Source organism: Kitasatospora sp. NPDC093806, from assembly GCF_040683335.1.
Classification (GTDB): Bacteria; Actinomycetota; Actinomycetes; order Streptomycetales; family Streptomycetaceae; genus Kitasatospora.
In genome coordinates, this window is sequence record NZ_JBFBDO010000100.1 from 1 (window position 1) to 22,648 (window position 22,648).

The 22,648-nt window shown below is 73.7% G+C and carries 26 protein-coding genes; 5 read left to right on the top strand and 21 right to left on the bottom strand.

What is annotated here, in order from left to right; translation table 11 throughout:
* The first annotated feature begins 127 nt into the window (after positions 1-127).
* Complete coding sequence (locus AB0N76_RS31765; protein ID WP_363563064.1) at positions 128-688, top strand: TetR/AcrR family transcriptional regulator; 561 nt, start codon at positions 128-130, stop codon at positions 686-688.
* A gap of 232 nt (positions 689-920) precedes the next feature.
* Here AB0N76_RS31765 and AB0N76_RS31770 read toward each other — a convergent pair whose 3' ends face one another.
* The 4 genes from AB0N76_RS31770 to AB0N76_RS31785 are packed head-to-tail and all read right to left on the bottom strand — an operon-like array spanning position 921 to position 2,047.
* Entirely contained in the window at positions 921-1,421 is a 501-nt protein-coding gene (locus tag AB0N76_RS31770) for an NUDIX domain-containing protein (protein WP_363563066.1), read from the bottom strand.
* An 11-nt stretch (positions 1,422-1,432) separates the two neighbouring features.
* Positions 1,433-1,618: a hypothetical protein gene (locus AB0N76_RS31775; protein WP_363563068.1), complete on the bottom strand. Its 186-nt coding sequence runs from the start codon at positions 1,616-1,618 to the stop codon at positions 1,433-1,435.
* On the bottom strand, positions 1,587-1,841 hold the full coding sequence (locus tag AB0N76_RS31780) for a hypothetical protein (protein WP_363563070.1): 255 nt from the start codon (positions 1,839-1,841) through the stop codon (positions 1,587-1,589). The genes AB0N76_RS31775 and AB0N76_RS31780 overlap by 32 nt, the downstream gene beginning before the upstream one ends.
* Positions 1,841-2,047 carry a hypothetical protein gene (locus AB0N76_RS31785; RefSeq protein WP_363563072.1) on the bottom strand — a complete coding sequence of 69 codons (207 nt, stop codon included), beginning with the start codon at positions 2,045-2,047 and terminating at the stop codon, positions 1,841-1,843. Before AB0N76_RS31785 ends, AB0N76_RS31780 begins: the two co-directional genes overlap by 1 nt.
* 116 nt (positions 2,048-2,163) lie before the next feature.
* Here AB0N76_RS31785 and AB0N76_RS31790 point away from each other — a divergent pair, with 116 nt between their 5' ends.
* Positions 2,164-3,003, top strand: coding sequence for a helix-turn-helix transcriptional regulator (locus AB0N76_RS31790; protein ID WP_363563074.1), 840 nt, complete (start codon positions 2,164-2,166; stop codon positions 3,001-3,003).
* Positions 2,988-3,194, top strand: a complete 207-nt coding sequence (locus tag AB0N76_RS31795; protein WP_363563076.1) for a DUF397 domain-containing protein — start codon at positions 2,988-2,990, stop codon at positions 3,192-3,194. Before AB0N76_RS31790 ends, AB0N76_RS31795 begins: the two co-directional genes overlap by 16 nt.
* A 57-nt stretch (positions 3,195-3,251) precedes the next feature.
* On the opposite strand, the gene AB0N76_RS31800 is transcribed toward AB0N76_RS31795, so the two are convergent.
* The 16 genes from AB0N76_RS31800 to AB0N76_RS31875 form a co-directional block, all read right to left on the bottom strand.
* Positions 3,252-4,031 (bottom strand): class I SAM-dependent methyltransferase, encoded by a 780-nt coding sequence (locus tag AB0N76_RS31800; protein ID WP_363563078.1) that lies wholly within the window; start codon positions 4,029-4,031, stop codon positions 3,252-3,254.
* A gap of 132 nt (positions 4,032-4,163) precedes the next feature.
* On the bottom strand, positions 4,164-5,423 hold the full coding sequence (locus AB0N76_RS31805; protein WP_363563080.1) for an MFS transporter: 1,260 nt from the start codon (positions 5,421-5,423) through the stop codon (positions 4,164-4,166).
* A 27-nt stretch (positions 5,424-5,450) separates the two neighbouring features.
* Positions 5,451-6,497: a polysaccharide deacetylase family protein gene (locus tag AB0N76_RS31810; RefSeq protein ID WP_363563082.1), complete on the bottom strand. Its 1,047-nt coding sequence runs from the start codon at positions 6,495-6,497 to the stop codon at positions 5,451-5,453.
* Complete coding sequence (locus AB0N76_RS31815) at positions 6,494-7,867, bottom strand: condensation domain-containing protein (protein ID WP_363563084.1); 1,374 nt, start codon at positions 7,865-7,867, stop codon at positions 6,494-6,496. The genes AB0N76_RS31810 and AB0N76_RS31815 overlap by 4 nt, the downstream gene beginning before the upstream one ends.
* A 124-nt stretch (positions 7,868-7,991) precedes the next feature.
* On the bottom strand, positions 7,992-8,834 hold the full coding sequence (locus tag AB0N76_RS31820; protein ID WP_363563086.1) for a hypothetical protein: 843 nt from the start codon (positions 8,832-8,834) through the stop codon (positions 7,992-7,994).
* Positions 8,831-9,094, bottom strand: a complete 264-nt coding sequence (locus AB0N76_RS31825; RefSeq protein ID WP_363563088.1) for an acyl carrier protein — start codon at positions 9,092-9,094, stop codon at positions 8,831-8,833. The genes AB0N76_RS31820 and AB0N76_RS31825 overlap by 4 nt, the downstream gene beginning before the upstream one ends.
* Positions 9,091-10,110, bottom strand: coding sequence for a 3-oxoacyl-[acyl-carrier-protein] synthase III C-terminal domain-containing protein (locus AB0N76_RS31830; protein ID WP_363563090.1), 1,020 nt, complete (start codon positions 10,108-10,110; stop codon positions 9,091-9,093). Before AB0N76_RS31830 ends, AB0N76_RS31825 begins: the two co-directional genes overlap by 4 nt.
* Entirely contained in the window at positions 10,110-10,934 is an 825-nt protein-coding gene (locus tag AB0N76_RS31835; RefSeq protein WP_363563092.1) for an SAM-dependent methyltransferase, read from the bottom strand. The genes AB0N76_RS31830 and AB0N76_RS31835 overlap by 1 nt, the downstream gene beginning before the upstream one ends.
* A gap of 21 nt (positions 10,935-10,955) precedes the next feature.
* On the bottom strand, positions 10,956-11,198 hold the full coding sequence (locus AB0N76_RS31840) for a phosphopantetheine-binding protein (protein WP_363563094.1): 243 nt from the start codon (positions 11,196-11,198) through the stop codon (positions 10,956-10,958).
* Between the two features lie 10 nt (positions 11,199-11,208).
* Positions 11,209-11,646: a holo-ACP synthase gene (locus tag AB0N76_RS31845; protein ID WP_363563096.1), complete on the bottom strand. Its 438-nt coding sequence runs from the start codon at positions 11,644-11,646 to the stop codon at positions 11,209-11,211.
* Positions 11,643-12,479: a hypothetical protein gene (locus tag AB0N76_RS31850; protein WP_363563098.1), complete on the bottom strand. Its 837-nt coding sequence runs from the start codon at positions 12,477-12,479 to the stop codon at positions 11,643-11,645. The genes AB0N76_RS31845 and AB0N76_RS31850 overlap by 4 nt, the downstream gene beginning before the upstream one ends.
* Complete coding sequence (locus AB0N76_RS31855; protein WP_363563100.1) at positions 12,476-13,369, bottom strand: diiron oxygenase; 894 nt, start codon at positions 13,367-13,369, stop codon at positions 12,476-12,478. The genes AB0N76_RS31850 and AB0N76_RS31855 overlap by 4 nt, the downstream gene beginning before the upstream one ends.
* 99 nt (positions 13,370-13,468) lie before the next feature.
* On the bottom strand, positions 13,469-14,125 hold the full coding sequence (locus AB0N76_RS31860) for a pyridoxamine 5'-phosphate oxidase family protein (protein WP_363563102.1): 657 nt from the start codon (positions 14,123-14,125) through the stop codon (positions 13,469-13,471).
* Complete coding sequence (locus AB0N76_RS31865; RefSeq protein WP_363563104.1) at positions 14,122-15,156, bottom strand: LuxR family transcriptional regulator; 1,035 nt, start codon at positions 15,154-15,156, stop codon at positions 14,122-14,124. The genes AB0N76_RS31860 and AB0N76_RS31865 overlap by 4 nt, the downstream gene beginning before the upstream one ends.
* A gap of 384 nt (positions 15,157-15,540) precedes the next feature.
* Entirely contained in the window at positions 15,541-19,218 is a 3,678-nt protein-coding gene (locus tag AB0N76_RS31870; protein WP_363563106.1) for a BTAD domain-containing putative transcriptional regulator, read from the bottom strand.
* Between the two features lie 129 nt (positions 19,219-19,347).
* Positions 19,348-19,923: a helix-turn-helix domain-containing protein gene (locus AB0N76_RS31875; protein WP_363563108.1), complete on the bottom strand. Its 576-nt coding sequence runs from the start codon at positions 19,921-19,923 to the stop codon at positions 19,348-19,350.
* 157 nt (positions 19,924-20,080) lie between these two features.
* On the opposite strand from AB0N76_RS31875, the gene AB0N76_RS31880 reads away from it, so the two are divergent.
* Complete coding sequence (locus tag AB0N76_RS31880; protein ID WP_363563110.1) at positions 20,081-20,527, top strand: nuclear transport factor 2 family protein; 447 nt, start codon at positions 20,081-20,083, stop codon at positions 20,525-20,527.
* Positions 20,528-20,914: 387 nt separating this feature from the next.
* Here AB0N76_RS31880 and AB0N76_RS31885 read toward each other — a convergent pair whose 3' ends face one another.
* Positions 20,915-21,919, bottom strand: coding sequence for an alpha/beta hydrolase fold domain-containing protein (locus AB0N76_RS31885; RefSeq protein ID WP_363563112.1), 1,005 nt, complete (start codon positions 21,917-21,919; stop codon positions 20,915-20,917).
* Between the two features lie 218 nt (positions 21,920-22,137).
* On the opposite strand from AB0N76_RS31885, the gene AB0N76_RS31890 reads away from it, so the two are divergent.
* Positions 22,138-22,641: a hypothetical protein gene (locus AB0N76_RS31890; protein WP_363563114.1), complete on the top strand. Its 504-nt coding sequence runs from the start codon at positions 22,138-22,140 to the stop codon at positions 22,639-22,641.
* Positions 22,642-22,648 lie beyond the last annotated feature (7 nt).

Here is a 22,648-nt window from a genome sequence, read left to right on the forward strand (position 1 = left end):
TACCTCACCGTAGGAACGACCCAGACGCGGCAGGGACGTGGCAGCCAGTCACGCGCTTAGCTGCAAGCTCGGTCCTTTAGGGCCGAGAAGCTGACATCCGCAGGACCGACCGAGAGGAAGATCCACCGTGGGCCGACCCCCCGATCCCGCACGGCGGGAGCGCACGCTGGCGCGGGCGACCGACTACGTCCTGGGCCACGGCCTGGCCGGGCTCAGCCTGCGGCCGCTGGCCGCGGCCCTCGACACCAGCCCGCGGATGCTGCTCTACGACTTCGGCAGCAAGCAGGAGCTGGTGTCCGCCGTCCTCGCCGAGGCCCGCCGTCGCGGCGCGGCCCGGCTGGCCGAGCACCTCCCGCCCGCGGCGGCCTCCCCGGAGGAGCGCCTGCGCGGCATCTGGGCGTGGATCAGCGCACCCGAGCGCGCCCCGTACGTCCGGCTGATCTTCGAGGTGCACGCCGACGGCCTGACCCACCCCGAGAACTACCCCGGCCAGGCCGAGGCGATCACGGGCTGGTTCGACACCCTCGGCGCCGCGTTCCGTTCCGTCTCCACCGGCCCCGACGACACCGTCACTCCCACGCTGGTGATGGCCGTCATCCGGGGCCTGCTGTTCGACTTCACCACCACCGGCGACCGCGACCGGACCGACCGCGCGCTGGACCGCTTCTGCGCCCTCCTACAGCCCTGACCGGGCTGCCGGCCGGGTCCGGAAGGAGATGGTCGACCTCGGGGCGGCGCGGGTCCGGGTCGGGCGACCTCGTCCTGGTCCACCACTCGCTGGGCCTGCGCCCCACCGCCTGGCCGCCGGCGAAGGCCGCCCAGGCCAGTCCGACGGCGATCAGCCCGCCGAACGCGGCCTGCGCGTTTCTCCTCGTCCACCGCATCCCTCCTTGCCCGCCATCCCTCGACCCGCCGACTTCCTACTCGGCGGTGGCGCGCTGGCCGTGGATGAGGAGGGGGAGGGTGCGGCCGAGGGTGGCCAGGGCTTGTTGGACGCGGGCGTTCTGGGCGGGGCTCATCAGGGTGCTCAGCTCCCTGGGGTCGGCGAAGCGGGCGCCGTGGAGGTTGCTGTGGTGGCGGGGCGGGACGGTGATGCGGGCCGCGTCGGCGTCGGTGAGGGTGCCGCCGTCGAAGACGAGGGTGAGGCGTTCGAGGTAGCGGTCGGCGGGGGTGAAGTCGACGGCGAGGAGGTGGGTGACCGGGCGGTGGAGGCCGGTCTGGGCGTGGAGGGCGCGGGTGGCCGCGCGGTGGGGCGGTTCGTTGGTGCGGCAGGCGCCGCCGGGGAGGGTGTGGCCGTCGAGGAAGTCGGGGTCGACGATCAGGACGTGCCCGGCGGTGTTGCGGAGGAGGATGTGGGCGCCGAGCCGGCAGACGGGGGGCTTGGCGAGCAGGCGGGGGTCGCGCAGGGGGAGAGTGCGCACGGTGGGGGGTGTCACTTTCTGGTGGTGGTGCGGCTGAACCCGGTCATGAGGGAGGCGGCGAAGAACAGCCACCAGACCAGGTCCGAGGTGGAGGGATCGGCGAGCGCGGCGGCGAGGCAGGCGACCGCCCCGGCGGCGGCGAAGATGCCGAGAGCGGTGAGGAGTTCAGCTCGGGTCGGCCGGTTGCTGCTGCTCACTGCGCAGGCCCTTCCGGAGGAGGTCGGTGATGCGCTCGATCTGGGGAGTGCGGGCCGAGCCGAGGTTGATGAGGTAGCAGCCGGTCTGACGCCCGTAGTCCCAGTCGACCTCGACGGACGGCAACTTGGCGTCGGCGAGGGCGAGGACGGCGAGGAGGTCTTCGACGGCGTAGGCGGCGTCCCGGCGCTGCTCGGCGGTGGCGCGGTTGAGGATGCGGCCCATCAGGCGGCCCTCCGACGCGGCTCGAACGCCCGCCAGGCGGACTCGGCCGCCGTGAACGAGGAGATCCCGGTGAGCCGGCCGGATGCGTCGCGCAGCCACTCCCCGGTGGTCTCGTTCCGGACGCGGTAGCACCGCGCCCCGGGATCCCAACGCACCCCGTAGCCGTGGAGCTTGGTGGTGGGCTGCTGAATTCGGGCAGGTCTCATCGGAACCCTCCGCAGTCGGGTTTTCACGTTCTGTGCCCATGCTGCCTTGGTCGGGGTTAGCATCGGAAGCGGCAAGAGACTTGACCTCGATGCTGAGGAACGTTGGGGGAACGACCTTGAACAAGCGTGAACTTGACCCTTCGTCCGGCCCCTGGGCGCCCTTCGGTGTGCAACTCCGCAGGTCGCGCGAGTCCTGCGGGCTCACCCAGGCGCAGCTCGCGCGCAAAATCAAGTGCGACCCGTCGCACGTCTCGCTCGTCGAACTTTCTCACCGTCCGCCGAGTGAGAACTTCGCCACCAGAGCGGACGAGATCCTGGCGACGGGCGGAACGCTGGCGCTGATGTACTGGCAGCACCGCCACACGGCACTGGTGCCGGGCTTCCCGGAGTACGCCAACTACGAGTCCCGGGCGGCCGAGATCCGACTGTTCTCGATCGGCGTGGTTCCAGGACTGTTGCAGACCCGGACCTATGCGACGGCTTGGGAAGCCGGCAACGTCCGGCGCGGAACCGCAACGCCGGAGCAGGCCGAGGAGCGAGTGAACTTCCTCATGACCAGGCAGCAGTGCCTGGACCGCACGCCGCCCCCGCTCGTCCACGCGGTGCTCGACGAGAGCTGCCTGCGCCGCCCGATCGGCGGGCCGGAGGTCATGATCGACCAGCTGCTCTTCCTTGAGAAGCTGGCGACGCGGCCGAACGTCCTCCTCCAGGTGGCCCCGTTCTCGCTGGGCGAAGACCGGCCGTTCAGCCTGCCGGTCACGCTACTGACCATGCCTGACCGCAAGTTGCTCGGATATGCCGAGACTGAGGTCCGTGGGTTTCTCGACCGCGAGATCGACACTGTCCTTCCGCTGGTCAAGGGCTACGATCGGCTGCAGATCGAGGCGCTGAATCAAGCCTCGTCCGTGGACATGATCCGTGCGGTTCGGAGGGACTTTGAATGGACGTTGACCTGACCGGTGCCCCTTGGCGTAAGAGCAGCTTCAGCGGTGGGCAGAACGGCTGCATAGAGGTCGCCGACGGCTACCCCGCTGTCCTGCCCGTCCGTGACTCCAAGGACCCCGATGGGCCTGCCCTTCTCTTCACCCCGCAGGCCTGGCAGTCCTTCGTTGATGCCGTCCGTGCAGCCGAGTTCGGCGCGATCTGAGCCACTCGCCGGAGTGGGAAGTCGGCGGGTCCGACTTCCCACTCCGTCACCGGGGCCTCAGATCCGCCGGGTGCGCAGCACGCTGGTCTGCATGGGGAGGGTGAACTCGCCGTCGGCGGCCTCCGGGGTGTCCGCGAGGAAGGTGCGGATCCGGGCGAGGGCGGCCGTACGCTCGGCGTCCGGCATGACGATCATGCCCGCGCGGGTCGCCAGCGTCTCGACGAGGGAGTCGGCGGTGCGGAGCTGGCCGTGCGCGAACGCGGCCTGCTCCGGGGAGCCGAACCGGGCGGGGGCGCCGCTCTTCGGGAGGTGCATGTCCGCGGTGACGGCACGCCAGCTGGCCGGGGTGTCGCGCGGGCCGATCGCCGCGGGGCCGCTGACCTCGGCGAGTCCGGCGACCCAGCCGACCCCGTCGTCCAGGACGTTCCACAGGCCGGCCAGCACGCCGCCGGGCGCGAGGACCCGGGCGATCTCCGGTCCGGCGACGGCCATGTCGAACCAGTGCATGGCGTTGCCGGCCAGCACGGCGTCGACCGAGCGGTCCGGCAGCGGGATCGTCTCCGCCTTGCCCGACAGTGCGCGCACGCCCGGCAGGTCCGAGCGCAGCTCGGTCAGCATCGCCGGGTCGGGCTCGACCGCGATGACCTCGACGCCCAGCGCGAGCAGCGTGGCGGTCAGCTTGCCGGTTCCGGCGCCGAGGTCGAGCACGCGCGGGCCGGGCGCGGCCTCCAGTGCCCAGCGCACCGCGGCCCGCGCGTAGTCGGGGCGGTGTTCGGCGTACGCGACCGCCGCCGCGCCGAACGATGAGGCGTGGAGTAAGCGTTCGTTCTGGTCCATACGATCACCGTACTGATCCGGTCCCGTCGGGGTGGGGCTTTCGCCATGCCGGGGGCGCCTCCCGCGCGCTGACGGCCTGCCGCCCGGCAAGAATGCGTGGCCGGTGGTGGCGGCAGGCCGGTGCGGGCCCGCTCAGGCGCGGTCGGGGACGCGGCGCAGGGTGCGGATCGGGCGGGTGAGCAGCAGGGCGGAGGCGGTGAGGAAGGCGACGACGACGCCGACCAGCAGCACGCTGTCGGTGCCGAAGGCGTTGACGGCGGGGCCGGCCAGCGAGCTGCCGATCGGGTACATGCCGACGGAGCCGGCGACCTCGTAGGCGTGGACGCGGTTGAGCACCTCGCCGGGGACCTGGGTCTGGACGCTGGTCGCCCACATGACGCCCCAGACGCCGATCCCGATGCCGACCGCGACCTGGGCGGCGGCGAGCAGCCAGACCGGCCAGCCGAGCACGATGCCCAGCGGGTAGAGCGGGAAGGCCAGCATCGCGGCGGCTCCGGCGGCGAGCGGGCGTTCGGGCTTGTAGCGGATGGCGAGCAGGCCGCCCGCGATGGTCCCGGCGCCGAGGGCGGCGTTGATCAGGCCGAAGGCGCTCGCGCCGTGCTCGGGGACGATCACCCCGGCGGCGACGGAGAGTTGCGGCCCCCAGGAGAGCACGGCGTAGAACATCCAGATCAGGATGACGCCCCAGAGCCAGCTGCGGGAGCGGAACTCGCGCCAGCCGACGGCCAGGTTGTGCCACAGGCTCTCGCCGGCCGGCGGGGCGGGGATCCGGCCGAGGCGCAGCGCGAACAGGCAGACGGCGCTGGTGGCGTAGGCGACGGCGGAGATGACCATGACCCAGCCGGTGGAGCCGAAGCCGACCAGGACGCCGGCGAGCGCGGGGCCGCCGAGGCCGGTGATCGCCTCGGAGGTGCGCAGCACGCCGTTGGCGCCCTGGACGTCCCGGGAGACCAGCGGGACGGTCGAGGAGGCGCCGGGCTGGAAGAGGGCGTTGGCGGTACCGGCCACCACGAGCAGCGCGTAGAGCTGCCAGAGGTGGTCGATGCCGTGGATGAACAGCAGCGCCAGCAGCAGGTGGGCGGTGAGGTTGGCGAGGTCGGCGAGGATCATCATCCGGCGGGCGGTGAACCGGTCGGCGAGGACGCCGCCGAACAGCACCAGGCCGGCGAACGGGGCGACCAGGAAGGCCATCGCGTACCCGGCGGTGTCCAGGCCGTAGCCGCCGGCGAGCAGGCCGGCCGAGACCGCGACGGGCAGCATCGCCCAGCTGAGCAGGCCCGCGCTGCGGGCGGTGAAGTAGTAGCGGAAGTTCCGCGACCAGATCGCCGGATCCCCGGCTGGTGGTTGCGCGGCCGGCTCCGTCACGGCGCGGTCGATCAGACGCTCTTCCATGGCCCTTCAATCCTTGAGTCGTGGTCGTCAGTGGTCGGGTCGGGGCGCGGGCAGTTCGCCGACGGTGACCGGTTCCAGGCCGCGTTCGAGCAGGCCCTCGATGATCGACGGCAGGGCCCGGACGGTCTGGCCGCGGTCGCCCGCGCCCTCGTGCATCAGCACCACCGAGCCTGGCCGGACGCCGCCGAGCACGTTCGCGGCGATCCGTTCCGGCCCGGGCCTGGTCCAGTCGCGGGAGTCCACGTCGAACATGGTGAGCTCGCTCGGGTGGTCGGCCAGGGTGGCCAGCACCTCGGGGCTCAGCCCGCCGTAGGGCGGCCGGAACCGGGTCGGCGCCTCGCCGGTGACCCGGGCGACCGCCTCGGTCGTCCGGTCCAGTTGCTCGACCAACTGCTCGGGCGTCAGGTCCGGCAGGAACGGGTGCGACCAGGAGTGGTTGCCCAGTTCGTGCCCGGCATCGGCGATCCGGCGGACCTCGTCGGGCAGCGCGGCGACGTGGTGGCCGACGCAGAAGAACGTCGCCCGGGCGCCGTACCGCGCCAGGATCGCCAGCACCTCCCCGGTGTGGACGGGGTCGGGGCCGTCGTCGAAGGTCAGCGCGACCTTCGGGGTGTCCCGCGGGCCGTGCTCGAAGCAGCGCCCGGCGGCCGTCATCGCGGCCTGGATCGGCGCGCCGCGGCGGACGGCCTCGTGGTACTCCTCGGCGCGGCCGGTCAGGCTGCCGCCCTCGGCGGTCACCCGGGCCAGCGAGCCGAGCGGGGTCCGGGCGAGCCGTTCGGCGGGGACGGAGCCGAACCGGGGCCGGGGCGGCAGCAGCCAGGGGTCGGCCCGGTAGACGTCCAGGCCGGCGGCGGTCAGCGGACCGTCCAGCAGGCCGTTGGTGCTGTCCAGGACCACGGCCAGGCCCTGCCCGCCACTCAACTCACGCAGCCAGGCGATGAGTTCGGGGACCCGCCCGGCCGCCCAGCCGCTCGGTCCGACGACCCGGTGGCCCGCGCCGTCCAGGACCTCGACCTGGTAGCCCTCGCCCGTCCAGGCGACTCCCGCGAACCGCGACGGCGCTCGCTCGCTCATTGGTCCCCCAGGGCGATCGCCTCGGCCACGATCAGCCGCTCGACCCCGCGCAGGAACCGCTCCATGTCCGCGCGGGAGAGCACGGCCGGGTCGGCGGTCATGGCGAGGTCCAGGGCGCCGGGGGAGGTCAGCACGTCGACCGCCAGCGAGACGTTCGTCCGGGCCGGGAAGTCGGTCGGCCAGCTGAGCGTGGTGCGGCCGATCAGCTCGCTGAGCGCCGCGCGCGGCCGCTCGACGGTGTCGAACGGGCCGGCGGCCGGGTCGCGGGTGTCGTTCCACCAGTGCGAGTGGTCGGCGGCCTCGCCCTTCTCGACCAGCCGCGCCACCTCGCGGTCCAGCGCCCACTTGTCATAGGCGGCGTGCCGGAACGCGGTGAGGGCGACGGAGCGGGCCCGGCGTACCGCGTCCCCGAAGTCCCGGTCGGCGTCGGTGAGTCGGAACAGGGCCTCCTGCGCGACCGTGCTGACCGACGCGGCGGTGGCCGGCTGGAAGCGGTTGCCCACCACCACCTGGAACAGCACCTCGCTGCTGCCGGACAGCAGGGCCAGCTGGTGGGCGGCGGCGCCGAGCAGCAACGCGGCGTCGCTGACCTCCAGTTCGGCCGCGACCCGTTCGACCGCGACGGCGAGCGCGGGCGAGCGCAGCAGCGCGTTGGGGAACAACCGGTCCGGGTCGTCGGCGAGTTCGGGGGCGGCGGGGGTGCGGAAGATCCGCCGGGGGCCGGCCGCCAGCTGGTCGAGCCAGTAGCGCCGGGCGGCCTCGTCCCGGCGGCGGCCGAGCGGCGAGGCCTGGATCCCGGCGGCCTCCAGCGGCTGGACGGCGGGGCGGGCCGCGCGCAGCGACTCGGCGGACTCGCCGGAGCGGATCGCGGCCAGGTCGCGGAGCAGCCGGCCCAGCCCCCAGTAGTCCATCCCGGTGTGGGCGGCGGCCAGGATCAGGCGGTGGACGGCGCCCTCGGACACCACCAGGCCGACCCGCAGGGGCCACTCCCGCGCGGTGTCGAAGGAGCGTCCGGCCAGCTCCCGGAGCAGGGCGGCGCCGACCGCGGGGGCCTCGGCGGGGGTGGACTCCCGGACGGTCACGGGGAGTCGGCCGCTGCCGTCGACGACCTGCCGCAGTTCGACCTCGTCGTCCGGGAGCAGCCGGGTGTGCAGGCTGTCGTGCAGCCGGAACAGCTCGGTCAGGTCCGCCAGGACGTCGGGGACGGGGCGGGGCGGGGTGAGCGGGAGGTCGGTCGGCAGGTTGTAGCGGGGGGCGTCGTCGCCCAGCCGGGTGACGACGCCCCAGATCGCCCGCTGGCCCCAGGTGGCCGGGCCGGTGCCGGCTCGGGCGGAGTCCAGGGTGATGGTCTGCTCGTCGGCCGTGGTCATGGTGGGCCGGCCTTCCTTTCGGGTGCCTGGTCGGGTTCGGGAACGGGTCGGGTTCGGGAACGGGTCGGGTTCGGCGTCGGGCACGGGGCCGGGCCGGACGCGGTGCGGCGTCCGGCCCGGGGAGTCATCCCTGCTGGTGGGTGTCGTGGGCGAAGGTCGCCACATGGCTGCGGCCGGAGCGTGGGTCGGTGTCGCAGAGCACGATCCGGCGGTAGGAGCGCTGCCACTCCTGCCAGTGCTCGGCCAGCTCCAGCCAGAGGCTGGTGCAGTAGCTGCCGGGGGCCGCCCGGTGCAGCGCGCCGTGCGCCGGGAGGTCCTCGTCGACCCAGGGGCCGAGCACCAGCAGCGTGCCGTCCGCGTCGAGGCCGGCCGGGCCCGGGACGGCCGATTCCAGGGCGGCGGCCGCCGAGGAGCCCGAGTGGACCCCGCCGAGCCGCAAGCCGGCCCCGCCGGCCGGCCCGGCGGCGGCGCCGAGGACCAGCGCCGCCGCCGAGTCGACCAGTGGAACCGCCGGGGACAGCGGGAAGGCCGTCGGCAGGGTGGTCTGCTCCAGCACCGCCAGCACCACCTCCGCCGCCCGCCCCGACCGGTGGTACGCCGCGGCGATCCGCAGCGCGGTGAACGGCGCCGCCAGGCCCTGCTGGCCGATCGCGAAGTTGGTCGCCCGGCCGCCGAGCCGCTCCGTCAGGTACGGCGCGACGGCGGTGAACGGCACCACGTCCGGCAGGGCGTGGGTGACGATCAGCAACTCGGGCCTGCTCCGGTTGACCCCCTGGTCGGAGACGAGCAGGTCCACCAGGTCCCGGTGGTGGACGTGCGCGCCGCCGCCCAGCAACTCCTCGTCCGGCTTCTCCCCGAACGGGGTGAGCAGGTCGCGGAAGTAGTCGAGCGCGGCCGGGGTGTCACCCGGTCCCCGGCCCTGCGGCGAGCGCACCGCCGCGGCGGCCCGGACGGCGAGCCCGGTCATGACGCCTCTCCTTCCCGGAGCGCGGCCTCGACGTAGTCGGCGAAGGACCGCACCGTCCGCAGGTGGTCGATGTCGAGCTGCTCCGGGTCGATCGCGATCCCGGTGCTCTCCTCGACGGTCATCAACAGCCCCAGGACGGCGAGGGAGTTGAGGTGGAGCTCGTCGAAGAGCGCGGTGTCCTCGGTGAGTCCGGTGACCGGCCGCTCCAGGACCTCGCCGAGCGCCTTCTCGATGGTGAGCAGCACCTCCTGACGGCTCATCGGGAACCACCCGCCGCCCGGTGGGTGATCACCATCGCGCCGAAGGTGGCGCCCAGGCCGACCGAGACCAGCAGGTAGTGCGCGCCGTCCACCAGGCGGCCGGCGTCCCGCAGGGTGGTGTAGTTGACGAACACGTCGGAGGCGAAGGTGTGGCTGTAGCGCGGGACGTTGTCCAGGAACACCTTCTCCGGAGCCACCTCCAGTTCCTTGATGGTCTGCCGCCAGGCCAGCTTGTTGACGTTGTGCGGGATCACCAGGTCGATCTCGTCGAAGGTCAACCCGGCCTCCGCGCAGGCCTGGTGGATGACCTCGGCGATCCGGCTGCCGTACTGCTCGCCGAACTCGGTGTTCTGCTCGGCGGTCAGCTCCAGCCACTGGGCGTACTCGCCCAGGGTCCGGACGGCGAAGGAGCGGACCACGTCGCCCTCGCCGTCCAGGGTGATCAGGCAGGACGCCGCGGCGTCGGCCATGATCGAGGTGTTGGGGACGTGCTGGACGATCGGCGAGTACGCCTGCTCGCCGGTGACCATCAGGGCGTAGCCGCCCTCACCGTCCTCGCCGCCCTCCGCGCGGAGCAGTTCGCCGAGCACCTCGATGGCGCCCAGGCTGCTGACGCAGGCCTGGTGGCTGAGCCCGAAGGCCTCCGCGCCGGTGAGGCCGAGGTCCTCGGTGACCGCCTGGGCGATGTCCACGTGGGCGGGCGCCACCGCCTGGGTGACGTGGGCGTAGGCCAGGTAGCCGACCCGGCGGCCGGTCGGCAGGGCGGCCAGCGCGCCGCGGGCGGCGGGCCGCAGCAGGTCGAGCAGCGGGAGTTCGGGGTCGAAGCGGAGCGTGTCCAGGCCGTAGAACTTGCGGAACACGCCGAGTTCCGCGCGGCGCAGGCCCAGCCGCTCGCCCAACTCCTCGATCCGCACGCTGCGTTCGGGCAGGTACGACTCGATCCGCTCCAGCGTGACCCGGCGCTCCGGAGTCGGATGCGGTGGGCGTCGGTGAGTCGTGGGGCTCGTCGGGCTCATCAGGCCGTGGCGATCTCGGCGCGGATCAGCCACAGCCGGTTGGCGCCCCGGCGGTTGCGCGGCTGCACCTGGTACGGCCAGCGGCCCTCGCCGGCGCCGGGCTGGCCGGGCTCGCGCAGGTCGGTGGTCTTCCAGCCGTTGGCGGTCAGGAACTCCTCGGGCTCGTCGGAGCCGAAGATCCACGGCGTGCCGTCGGCGGCCAGGGTGTCCAGGAAGGGCTTGGAGAACGGGCTGCGGAGCAGGGCGCGGCCGAGGATGTCGAAGGCCAGGTGGCTGCCGGGGGCCGAGGCGGAGGCGAGCTTGCGCAGCAGTCCGGCGGCCTGCTCCTCGGTGAGGAAGAAGGTCAGCGCCTCGGCGACCCACAGGGTGGGGCGGGTGCGGTCGAAGCCGGCGGCCTCCAGGGCGGGGAACCAGTCCTGGGTGAGGTCGGCGGAGACCTCGCGCCGGTCGACCCGCGGCTCGGCCCCGAGGGCGTCGAGCCGGCGGCGCTTCTCGGCGATCAGCAGGGCGTGGTCGACCTCGTAGACCTCGGTGCCGTCCGGCCAGTCGAGCCGGAAGGCGCGGGTGTCCATGCCCGCCGCGATCAGCACCACCTGCTGGATCCCGGTGTCGGCGAGGACGTCCCGGATGGCGTCGTCCAGGTAGCGGGTCCGGATGGAGATGAACGGCAGCAGGCCGCCGCCGGCGTAGCGCTCGATCAGCTCGAAGCCCCGGGGCGCGGCCAGGGCCTCGGCCAGCGGGTCGACGAACAGCGCGTCCTCGCGCTCGGACTCCTGGGCGCGGGCGGCGGCCATCCACTGGGCGGTGTACGAGACTGCATCCATGGTGAAGATCCCTCCTCAGGATCAGGCGAAGAACGCCTTCTCGATGCTCGCGAGGGTCCGGAAGTCCTCGATGTCGATGGCGTCGAAGTCGACCTCGATGCCGGCGGCGTCCTCGATGGTGTAGACCAGTTCGACGAAGGAGAGCGAGTCGACGAGCCGGCTCTCGATGAGGTCGACGTCGGCGGCGAGCTCGGTGCGCTCGGGGTGACGGCCGAGGACCCAGTCCCGGACCTTGTCGATGGCGGCGGCAGCTGCGGAACTCATGGCTTTCCCTTCAGGGTTGGTGATCGGTCGAAGTGCCGGCGGTGGCGGCCGCGACGGCGATCGCGAAGCCGCCGTCGTGGCTGATGCTGACGTCGATCGGGCCGAGCCCGGCGGTGCGGGCCAGCTCGGCGGCCCCGCCGGAGAGCCGGATCCCGGGCCGGCCGCCGGGACCGCGCAGCACCTCGATGCCCTGCCAGGGGACCGGGCGTCCGACGGCGCCGAGGAGCTTGAAGACGGCCTCCTTGGCGGCCAGCCGGCCGGCGATCCCGGCCTGGTCGGGGGCGCCGTCGGGGGTCCGGGAGGCGGTCAGTTCCTCGGCCGACAGGAAGCGGCCGAGCAGCGGCCCGCCGGCCGGGTCCAGCAGCTCGCGGACCCGGGCGAGCGGCACGAGGTCGACGCCGATCCGGGGGCGGGGCGCGGGCGGCGGGGTCGTGGCGACTCGTGTCACGACGGGTCGGCGGCGGCGCGGACGGCGGCCAGCGCGGCGTCGAGGTCCGCCGCGAAGTGCTCGGTGAGGACGGCGAGCCAGCGTTCCAGCCCGAAGGCCACGCAGGAGGTGTAGGCGTGCTCGCCGGACGCCAGCCGGATGCCGCACCGTTCGCCGAAGAAGTTGCGGTGGGTGTTGACCGAGGCGATCGCCAGGTCGCCGTACTGGAACTCGTACTTGACCGGGCTGAGCTTCTGCATCAGCGCGCGGCCGTCGTCGTTGCGGAAGAACGGGTCGCCGGCCGGGGCCTTGCCGAGGTCGACCCCGAGCGCGGCGGCGAAGGCCGGGATCCGCTCGGTGAAGCGGGCCAGGACCTGCTGGGTGTGCTCGAAGCTGCCGAGCGCGACGATCTCGCGCATCTGGAAGCTGGCGAGGCGGCGCAGCCCGCCGTAGTGGTCCTCGTTGCGGAAGCAGCGGTTGACCAGGGTGACCAGGGTGTCGTCGGCGACCTCGTCGCCCTCGTGGTACAGGTACGCGCCGTAGCAGGTGGCGTGCGGCAGGCCGTACCGCGCCTCGGTCACCGCGCCCGGGCCGAACCTGCCGTCCACCGGCTTGAACTGATCGTCCGTCAGGTCGAGCGAGCCGGCCACCCAGGCGAGGTGGGGGAAGTTGGTGTAGACGTCGAACTTCTCCAGGTCGGTCACCGGGAAGAGCGGCGGGGCGCTGATCTCCTCGGCCCCGGCCGCCCGGCCCCAGTCGGTGAAGACCCGGTCGAGCTCGCGGACGAGCCGGGTGGCCGGCGGCCCGAGGATGGCCAGCGCGGGGGCGCCGTCGCTGCCGGTCAGCCGGTTCACCGGACGAGTCCCGTCTTCTCCAGGTACTTGACGGTCTTGCGGAAGGTGCGCTGTTCGGCCGCGGCCCGGGCCGGGGACTCCAGCAGGGCGCGGCGCACCTCGTGCGGGTGCTCCAGGCCGGCGTCCCGGTAGACCTGGGGGTGGTAGAGCGAGTCGAAGCTGTGGGTGAGGTAGCGGCGCAGGTAGGCGGAGACGTCGGCGAGTTCCTGCTCGGTGGCGGTCTGCTTCAGGTCCTGGTGGAGCAGGTCGACCAGTTCGCGGCCGAAGGCGATGTGCCGGGACTCGTCCTGGTGGTGGATCCGGTTGATGCCGCGGATCGTCTCGTGCAGCCGCTCGTCCTCGGCCATCGCGGAGTTGAAGTGGTCGACCAGCTCCTCGAAGATCAGGATCCGGGCGAACACCAGCAGGCTCTGGATCTTGGTCGCGGAACCGGAGGCGGTCGAGCGGGCGGGGCCGGAGGTCTCCGCGCCGGCCGGCTGCCGGTAGATCTTCCCGCCGTAGCGGAGGCAGAATTCGGCGAAGAACCACATGTGCTCGTTCTCCTCGCCGATGAAATGGTGGAAGAACTCCGACGGCGTTTCGAAACCGGCGGTGTGGATCCGGTCGACCACCTCGATGAGGAGTTCCCGGATGCCGTGCACATTGAGGCTGTAGAAATTGACGCTCTCGTGCTTGGAAAGCCGGTGGAGCTGTTGCGGAGTGAGTCTCTCGGCCCATTCCGTCCCGTATGTGGTGGTGAGCTCGGGGCTCATCCACCACATGTCCTCGGGCAGTCGGTCCGGCCACTCGAACAGCCGGTAGGGGTTGTAGTAGTCGTCGATCGACTTCGTGGCGAGGCGGTCCAGGATTCCCCGGAACCGGTCGTTTCGGTCGATCACATCGCTGACCATCGCGCGATGCCTCCGTTCGCTTCGGGGGCTCTTTGCTGATTCCAGCGTAGGGATTCCCGAACGGTTCCCTCAACGCCCGAAACCGGCTGCCGAATTCGGTCAGTGGGTGGGGCGGCCGGAATCGGCGGGCGGCCGGGCGGCGGCGAGTTCCGCGCGCAGTGCGGCGTTCTCCTCCTCCAGCAGGGCCAGCCGGGCGCGGACCGGGGCGAGGGCGTCGGCGAGTTCGCTCTCGCTGAACCGCGGGGTGATGTGGTTGCGGCAGTTCCAGGCGAAGGCCTCCACCCGGACGGTGACGATCTGCTCGACCGTGCCCTCGCTGCGCGGCGAGTCCAGGAGTTCGGCGAGCGCGGGGTCCTTGTGCGCCGGGACGGCGGTGGCGTGGCCGAACACCTTGAGCCGGGCCTGCCGGCCGTGGTCCAGGAAGAACAGCGCGACCCGGTCGTCGGCGCGGACGTTGCCGGTGGTGATGTACTGCCGGTTGCCCCGGACGTCCAGGTAGCCGAGGGTGTGCTCGTCGAGGACGTGGACGAACCCCTTCGGGCCGCCCCGGAACTGGATGTACGGCCAGCCCGTCTCGCCCACGCTGGCGAACAGGAAGCCGTCGAGGCCGCGGACGAACTCCGCCTCGGACTCGGTCAGCGGCTCGGCCCGGTCCGCGGGCTCGCGCAGCCGGCGGCCGGCGGCCGTGGCGCTGCCCATCTCCTCCTGGACCCGGCGCACCGCCGGGGTGTACGCGAGCTGGTCGTAGCGGCTCATGCGGCACTCCTCAGATCGGGGTCGACCAGTCCGGTCCGGGCGGCCAGTACGCCGGCCTGGAAACGGCTGGTGGCGGAAAGCTCCTGCATGATCGTGGCCACGTGCCGGCGGAACGTCCGGTCGGACATGCCCACCCGGCGCGCGATCACCTCGTCCTTGGCCCCGGAGGCCAGCAGGTCGAGCAGGGTGGTCTTGAGGTCCTCCAGCGTCCCGGCGTAACCGGCCGCGCCGGAGTCGAAGTCGAAGGCGGACTCCCAGACCCGGGCGTGCAGTCCGGCCAGGAAGGCCGCGACCGCGCCCTCGTAGACGACGGCGATCGCCTCCTCGTCCTCGCCGGCCGGGATGAAGGCCGTCCGGCGGTCGAAGACCAGGAAGCGGTCCCGGACCTCCTTGGTGGTGCGCACCTGCCCGCCGGCGGGCAGGAGTTCGCCGATGTGCGCGCGGGTGTCGGAGTCGCCGCGGGCGGTGTGCGGGTAGAGGATCCGCCCCCGGGCGCCCCGGCGCAGCGCCTCCAGCACCAACGGGCGGGCCAGCCGCAGCTCGTGGGTCTCCTGGGCGACGCAGGGCTGCATCACCAGGACCTCGCCGGTGCAGCTCTGCGCGGCCGCGAGCAGCCGCAGTCTGATCTCCTCCCGGTCGTCGGTGATCACCACCGACTCGGTCCGGGTCCGGGCCTGTTTCTCGAAGGCCGTCACGAAGGAGCTCAACTGCCCCTTGAGCCCGGCGAGTCGGTGCCGGCTGTCGAGGATCTGCCGTTCCAGCGGGACCAGCAGCTCCATCTGGGCGGCCTCCGGACTGACCGCGACCAGCCGGTCCGGGGCACCGCCCTCGGCCGGTTTGACCAGGCGCAGGTCGCGCAGCACGGCGACCGCGTGCTCGGCGTGCCCGGCGGGGATGCCCAGCTCCTCGGCGATCCCGGACGGGCTGAAGTCGACGCGCCCGAGGGTGCGTTCGTAGAACGCGACCACGAACTCGTCCAGCTCGCCGGTTCGTCGGGCGTCCTGCTGTAGGGTCTGGGCCGCGAGTTCCATCGTCACCTCATTCTGATCGCGCCGGATGATGTCGGTGTGACCGTGGCCTGACAGGGGCCAGCGTGGTGGTGTGATCACCGTACGAAGCCCGCCTGGTCGGGCTCCTACAGCCGGACCACAGGACGGCGGGCCCCCGGCGGGCCGCTCCCGGCCGGCCGCGCCCGTGCTGACCTGCGGCTGCGCCGGACCGCCGCCGACGGCCGCCGAACGGCGGGCGGGAACCGGCAGAACTGGCACAACTGCCGGAGCAGTTGTTCTTCCGCCGGATCACCGCCCGGACGGCCGCCGGATCACCGCGCGGACGGCCGCCGGATCACCGCGCGGACGGCCGCCGGATCACCGCGCCGCCCGGTTCCGCCCGACAGTCCTCCGCCGGGCCGGGGTTCAGCTGATCCGGACCCCGCCCATCGCCCGCGACAGCCGCAGCACCTCGCGCCAGTGCTCGAACGCCTCCCCCCGTACACCGAGCGCCGACTGCGCGTGCCCGAGCGCCAGTTGGCTGCGCGCCTCGCCCGGCCGGTGCCCGGTCTCGCGGTGCAGGGCGAGCGCGTCGCGCCCGATCTCCAGGGCGGCCCGCGACTCGCCCAGCCGCACCCGCACCCGGGCCAGTGCGTTGAGCGCGCAGCCTTCGAGCATCCGGAACTCCGCCTCCCGGGAGAGCTCGACGGCGCGCTCCGCCGTGCGCAGCGCGGCCTGCGGGTCCAGACAGGCCTGGACGGTGGCGAGGCCGACGAGCGCGGAGACCTGCGGGAAGCGGTCGTTCACGATCTCGGCGAGGTGCAGCGCCTCCCGGAAGCTGTCGGCGGCGCCGGTCAGCTCGTGCGCGCGCTCCTGCGCGGCGCCCAGCGCGAACAGGGCGTTGGCCTCCAGCCGGCGGTTGCGCAGCGCCTGGGCAGCGGTGAGCGCCGTGTGCGCCAGCAGCCGTCCGGTGGAGTGGTCGCCCAGGTCGGTGTACGCGCCGGAGAGGCAGCTCAGCGCCACCGTCTCGCTGAGCCGGTTGCCGTGCCGCAGATGGACCGGCAGGGTCTCGCCGAGCACCCGGATCGCGTCCCGGGGGCGGCCCAGCGCGCGGTAGGCGATCCCCAGGTTGGTGTGCGAGATCGCCTCCCCGCCGGCCGAGTCGAGGCCGTGGAAGAGCCGGGCCGCGTGCTCGAAGTGCGCGGCCGCCTCGTGCAGCCGACCGAGCTTCCAGCAGACCAGTCCCAGGTTGGTGACCTCGTCGGCGGTGCCCGCCCCGTGGTCCGGCCGGGCGAGTTCGCGGGCCCGGGCGAGGTGGCGGTAGGCGGGCCCGATGGCGCCGTTCTCCTGGTGCGCGGCGCCGATCCGGCGCAGCGCCAGCGCCTGCCCGTCCGTCCAGTCGGCCTGCCGCGCGAGCTCCAGCGCGTTGCCGAACAGCTCCAGGGCCTGCGCGTTGTTGGTCAGCACCCAGTGGCACTCGGCGCGCCGCAGCTGGGCGGCGGCCTGCGCCCGCAGCTCGCCGTCGGCGACGGCGGCGAACAGGCTGGCGGTCGCGACCTTCAGGCAGTCGCCGGTGTAGCGCCGCACCGAGAGGTAGCCGTGCAGGCGCTCGGCCAGCCGCCAGGCGAGGGTGGTGAACCCGGCGCCGGAGGCCTGCAGGACGGCGCCGGCCAGGTTCTCCCGCTCGCTGTCCAGCCACTCGGCGGCCTGGCCGTGGTCCGAGAAGATCAGCGCGGCCGAGAGCGCCGCCGTCCCGTCGCCGGTCCCGTCGCCCGCCTCCGGGGCCTGGTCCGGGTCGGCCGGGCCGGCCGGGTAGAGCAGCCGGGCGGCCGCGTCGGTGTGGTAGAGGTACCAGTCGAAGAGCCGCTGCCGGGCGGCGTACGCCTCCTCCCGGCTGACCAGCTCACGGGCGTAGGAGCGCAGCAGGTCGTGCAGCCCGAACCGGCCGGCCGCCCGTTCCTGCACCAGGTGGGTGTCGGTCAGGCTCACCAGCAGTCCGGCCGCTTCGGCCGAGGTCGAGTCCGCCAGCGCGGCGGCGCCGGACACCGTGAGGTCGGGGCCGGGCATCAGGCTGAGCAGCCGGAACATCCGCTGGGCGGCGGCTGGGAGCGCGCGGTAGGAGAGGTCGAAGGCGGTCCGCACCGTCGAGCGCCGGTCGCCCTCGACGTGCAGCCGGTCGAGCATGTCGTCCCCGGCCAGCTCGGCGCAGTAGTCGGCGACGCCGAGGTGCCGGGCCAGCAGGTTGGCCCCGGCGATCCGCAGGGCCAGCGGCAGGCCGCCGCAGACCCGTACGAGCCGGCGGGCCGCCTCCTCCTCGGCGGCGACCCGGCGCTCGCCGATGATGCCGGCCAGCAGCTGGCGGGCCTCGTCCGGTTCGAGCACGTCCAGGCCGAGCTGGCGGGCGCCGTCACTGGCGACCAGCCCGGCGAGCTGGCTGCGGCTGGTGATCACCACCGCGCAGCCCTGGGCGCCCGGGATGAGCGGCCGGACCTGCTCGGCGTCGCGCGCGTTGTCCAGCACGATCAGCATCTGCCGGTCGGCGAGCAGTGTGCGGTAGAGCGCCGCGGCCTCGTCCTCGTCGGCGGGCAGCTGGTCGGGCGGCGTGCCGAGGGCGCGCAGGAACTGCGCCAGCACGTCGCCGGGGCGCAGCGTCGGCAGCGGCGAGTGGCCGCGCAGGTCGACGAAGAGCTGCCCGTTCTCGAAGTGTTCGCGGCGGGCGTGCGCCCAGTGGGTGGCCAGGGCGGTCTTGCCGACGCCGGGCGGGCCGACCACCGCCACCACGTGCGAGCGCTGGGCCGGGTCGGGGGAGACGAGGGCGTCGAGCTCCCGGAGCTGGCGGCGCCGGCCGACGTGCGAACCGGTCCGGGCGGGCAGCTGGGCGGGGGCCGGGCCGGTGAGGGGGACGCTGGTGAGCGGGCCGGTGAGTGAACCGTTGAGCGGATGGGTGAGCGGGTTGGTGAGCGGACTGCTGAGCGGGCCGCTGAGCGGCGCCGTCAGCGGGCCGGTGAGCGTCGTGCGGTCGGCCGGCCCGGGCCGGTAGGGGCGCTGGGCGAGCGGCAGTTGCTGGCGCAGCACCCGCAGGTGGGCCTCCCGGACCTCCGCGCTCGGCGCGATGCCCAGCTCCTCGTCCAGCCGGTCGCGCAGCCGGCCGAACACCTTGAGCGCGGCGGCCTGTTCGCCGCAGCTGGCCAGGCTGAGGATCAGCCGGGCGTGCAGGCCCTCGTGCAGGGGTTCGGTGTTCACCATGTCCCACAGCACCGGGACGGCCTCCTCGGGCCGGCGCAGTTGCAGCGCCGTGTCGGCGTGCAGCAGGACCGCCTTGACCCGGCGCTCGTTGGCCGCCACCGCGGCCGGGTGCTGGCGCAGCACCGGGTCGGCGTCCGCCAGTACCGGACCGCGCCACCAGCGCAGGGCCTGGGTCAGCGGCTCGTACGCGGCCCCCGGGTCGGGCGCGCGGTGCACCCGGGTCGCGTGGGCGAGCAGCTCGTCGAAGTGGCCGAGGTCGATCTGCTGCCGGGCCGCCTCCAGCAGGTAGCCGGTGGGCGTGCGGACGACGGTCAGCGGCGGGCCGGTCGGCGGGCCGCCCGGCTCCAGCAGTTGGCGCACCTGGCTGACGTAGGTGTGCACCAGGCTCTGGTGCGAACTGGGCGGCCCGGACGGCCAGAGGGTGTCGGTGATCTCCTGCTGGGTGGACGGCTCGGGGTGTTTGAGCGCCAGCAGGCCCAGCAGACGACGCAGCATCGGGCTGGTGAGCGGGACGGGGGTCTGGCCGCGCTGGAGGGAGAGCGGTCCGAGGATCAGCAGGCGGGGCCGGCCGGCGCCGCGCGGCGATCCGGCGCGCGCGGCGGCCAGCAGCTCGGTGAGCTCGCCGGGGGTCAACTCCAGTGCCTGGGCGAGGCGGTGGAGGGTGCGGATCTGGGGGCGGCGGACCCGGCCGCGTTCGATGTCGCGCAGCGCCCGGGTGCTGATCCCGGCCCGGAGGGCGGCCACCTCCTGGCTCAGTCCGGCGCGTCTGCGGAAGGACTGGAGCCGTGGGCCGAACGGGACCGGCCCGCCTGCCGGACCTCCGGGGGGAAGCTCCGCGGCCGACGTCCACTCTGACATCGCGTCCCCCTCATCCGATGACCCGCAGAGGCTTTGACCGACGATCAGTTTGGACTAGACCAATGGGTGAAGCAAGAGAGGGAATTCCGTGTCGTCACTGGGTGTTGGGGCCTGCGGGCGGCTGTGTCGTCAGCGGCCCGACCGCAGGCCGGCGAAGATCACTTCGAGGACGCGGGCGCGGGCGGCGGGGTCCGGGCCGAGCTGTTCCAGGGTGGCGGTGGCGCCGACCAGCAGGGCGAGCAGTTCGGGGAGGGCCAGGTCCGGGCGGACGGCCCCGGAACCCTGGGCGCGGTCCAGGAGTCCGGCGAGCCGCTCGCGGATCTCGGTGCTGGGCGCGCGCAGCGAGGAGTGGACGTCGACGCCCGCGGCGGCGAGGGCCTGGGCGAACTCGTTCTTGCCCGCGGACCGTTCGACGATCAGGCGGAAGCAGCCGAAGAAGGCCTCGGCCGGTTCGGCCTCGGCGGCCAGCCGGGCGGTGTCGGCGGCGATCGTGTCCAGCCGGCGGACCAGCACCGCCTCCAGCAGCGCCTCCTTGGTCGGGAAGTGCCGGAACAGCGTGCCGACGCCGACGCCGGCGGCGCGGGCGATCTCCTCGGTCGGCACGCCGACGCCCCGGGTGGTGAACACCTCGGTGGCGGTGTCCAGCAGCTTGGCCCGGTTGCGGGCCGCGTCCGCCCGCAGCGGGCGGTCCTGAGGGGCGGTCATCTTCGCTGTCTCCCTGGGCTCTTGGTGCTTCGCGTGGGTCGGGGCGGGGTCGTGGCTGGGGTGGCGGATTCCGCTGGACAACCGGAGTGGTCAGTCCGTATCGTCGAAACGGAGTCGCTGGTCCGATTCTAGCGGCGCAATCTGCTGGGGGTTGATCATGTCCGGAACACCACGGTCGCCGCGTGCGGTCTTCCACGCGCTCCTCGACGGCATCACCGCGGGGCGGTTCGCCGAACTCGCCGGCCTCTACGCCGAGGACGCGGTGGTGGAGTCGGTCTTCGAGCCGGTCGGCCCGCGCCGGCTGGCAGGGCGGACGGTGCTCGCGGAACGGTTCGCCGCCGTCGCCGAACACTCGCCGCTGGAGCTGACCGCCCGCAACGTGGTGGTCCGCGAGACGGACGACCCGGAGGTGGTCGTCGCCGAGTGGGACTACCTGGCCCGCCACCGGGGCACCGGGCGGACCTTCGAGGCCGCCAACATCCAGGTCCTGCGCGTCCGCGACGGCCTCATCGTCCACAGCCGGGACTTCCACGACCACCTGGCCCTCGCGGTCGCCGCCGGCGCCCTGCCGCAGCTGGTCGAGGCCCTGGCGGGGGACCGGTAGGGCAGGCTGTTCGCTGCGCCTCCGGCCGGTTGCCGCGCCTTCGGTGGATCCCGCGCCGACGGGCAGTGCGCCCGCCGGCACGGGGCCGGGGCCGCGCCGGGACGGTTCTCCCGGCCGTCGTAGGGCGTGCCTGCCGAGGGTGCGGCCGGAGGCTGCCCCGCGCCGAGGAAGCCCCCCCTCCGTCGGGCGGCGCGCACGCCCCGGCCCGCCCTCCGGGGCCCGGCCGGACGCTGTCGATTGCGTCTCGGTGTCCTGCCTTCGGTCATCGAGGAGCCGGCGGGGCCTGGTCCGGCGCTGTCGACTCCCCTTCGGTGCCGCGCCTTCGGCCGCCGAGGAGCCGCCGGGGCCCGGCTCTGCACCGTCGACTCCTCCTCCGATCCCGCGCTTTCAGCCGCCGAGCAGCCGCCGGAGCCAGCGGGTCCGTGCGCCGCGGGCGTCGCGGCTGAGGGCCGCCTGCGGGGCGAAGGTGTCGAAGCCGTGGAACGCGCCGGGCCACACGTGGAGTTCGGCCGCGCCGCCCGCGCGCCAGATGGCGTCGGCGTAGGCCACGGCCTCGTCCCGGAAGGTCTCGGCCGAGCCGACCTCGATGTAGGCGGGCGGCAGCCCGCTGAGGTCGGTGGCGCGGGCGGGTGCCGCGTACGCGGGCACGTCGGGGCCGCCGCGGCGGTCGCCGAGCAGGGCCTGCCAGGCGGTCGCGTTGGAGGTGCGGTCCCAGGTGTCGTGCCCGGCCAACTGGTGGGCGGAGGCGGAGTCGTTGCGGTCGTCGAGCATCGGGCTCAGCAGCAGTTGGCCGATCGGCGCCGGGCCGCCCCGGTCGCGGGTCAACAGGGCCACGGCGGCGGCGAGTCCGGCACCCGCGCTCTTGCCGCCGAGGACGATCCGACCGGCGTCCAGGCCCAGCTCGTCCGCGAGCTCCGCCACCCGGACGAGGCCCGCGTAGCAGTCCTCCACGGCCGCCGGGTACGGGGCGCCCGGCGCCAGCCGGTACTCGACGGAGACCACCGCGAGCCCCAGTGGCACGGCCGACTCGGCCAGCACGCGGGGGAGTACGGAGTACGCGTTGCCGGTGATCAGCCCGCCGCCGTGCAGGTAGTAGAGGAGCGGCAGCGGCCCGGTCGCCCCGGCCGGGCGCGCGCTCACCAGCGTCACCTCGGTGCCGTCCCAGGCCACCGGCGCGCGCAGTTCGGCCACCTCGAACCGGCCGTCGGCGGCCAGCTCCTCGATGCTCGGCCGGGGACGGGTGGCGGCGTCCTGCTGCTGCCACTGCGCGAGGTTCTCCGGCGTGACCTGCCCCCGCACCGTCGACCCCAGCGCCGTCAGCGCGGCCCGCAGCTCCGGGTCGAACGGCGGCGGCACGTGGCCGAGGCCCGACGGTGTTCCAGTGCTCCCCACAACGGACCCCTTTCGGCCGGGGGCGCCCATGCGCCACCCGGACCGCCCAAGCTTGCCAGTCCGGCGGAGTGGAAAGTCGGCCCGGCCGACTTCCTACTCCGCCTCCCCTTCCTCCCCACCCCCATCGGATCGAAGTTGAACGCGTTCAAATGTACTGGCAGGATGACGGCCAGCGGAGGGTGACGGACCGTCGCCCGAGGATCCGGGGGGTACTTGCCATGCGCGAAAACGACCAGCCGACGGCCGGACGGGGGAGGACCCGCCGGCGGTGGGTCAAGCCGACGGTGATCACCGCCCTGGTGGCGGCCCCACTGGCGGGCGTGGGGTGCGTCGGCTACGCCTTCGCCACCTGGGACCCGCTGGAGCCGGTCAAGGTCGACTGCGCCGAGGTCATGCGCTTCTCGGGCGCGACGATGCCCGCCGAGGCCACCGACCGGCACTGCGTGTCCCACCCCGGCCTGCACGACACCTTCTACGCGGCCACCTTCCGCGTCCCGCGCGCCGACGCCGCCGCGCTGCTGCTCCGCGCCTTCCCACGCGTCCGGCAGGACGAGCACCTGATCGTGGACGGGACGCCCGTGGCCATCCCCTGCAAGGTCGACCTGTGCTTCGTCAACGAGGGCGAGGGACAGCCGCCGCGCGGCCAGGCGTTCGACATCAAGCTGGAGGTCACGTACGACCACGAGACGGCGCTGGTCCGCCTGGAGTCCTTCGACGTCTAGCCGCCGT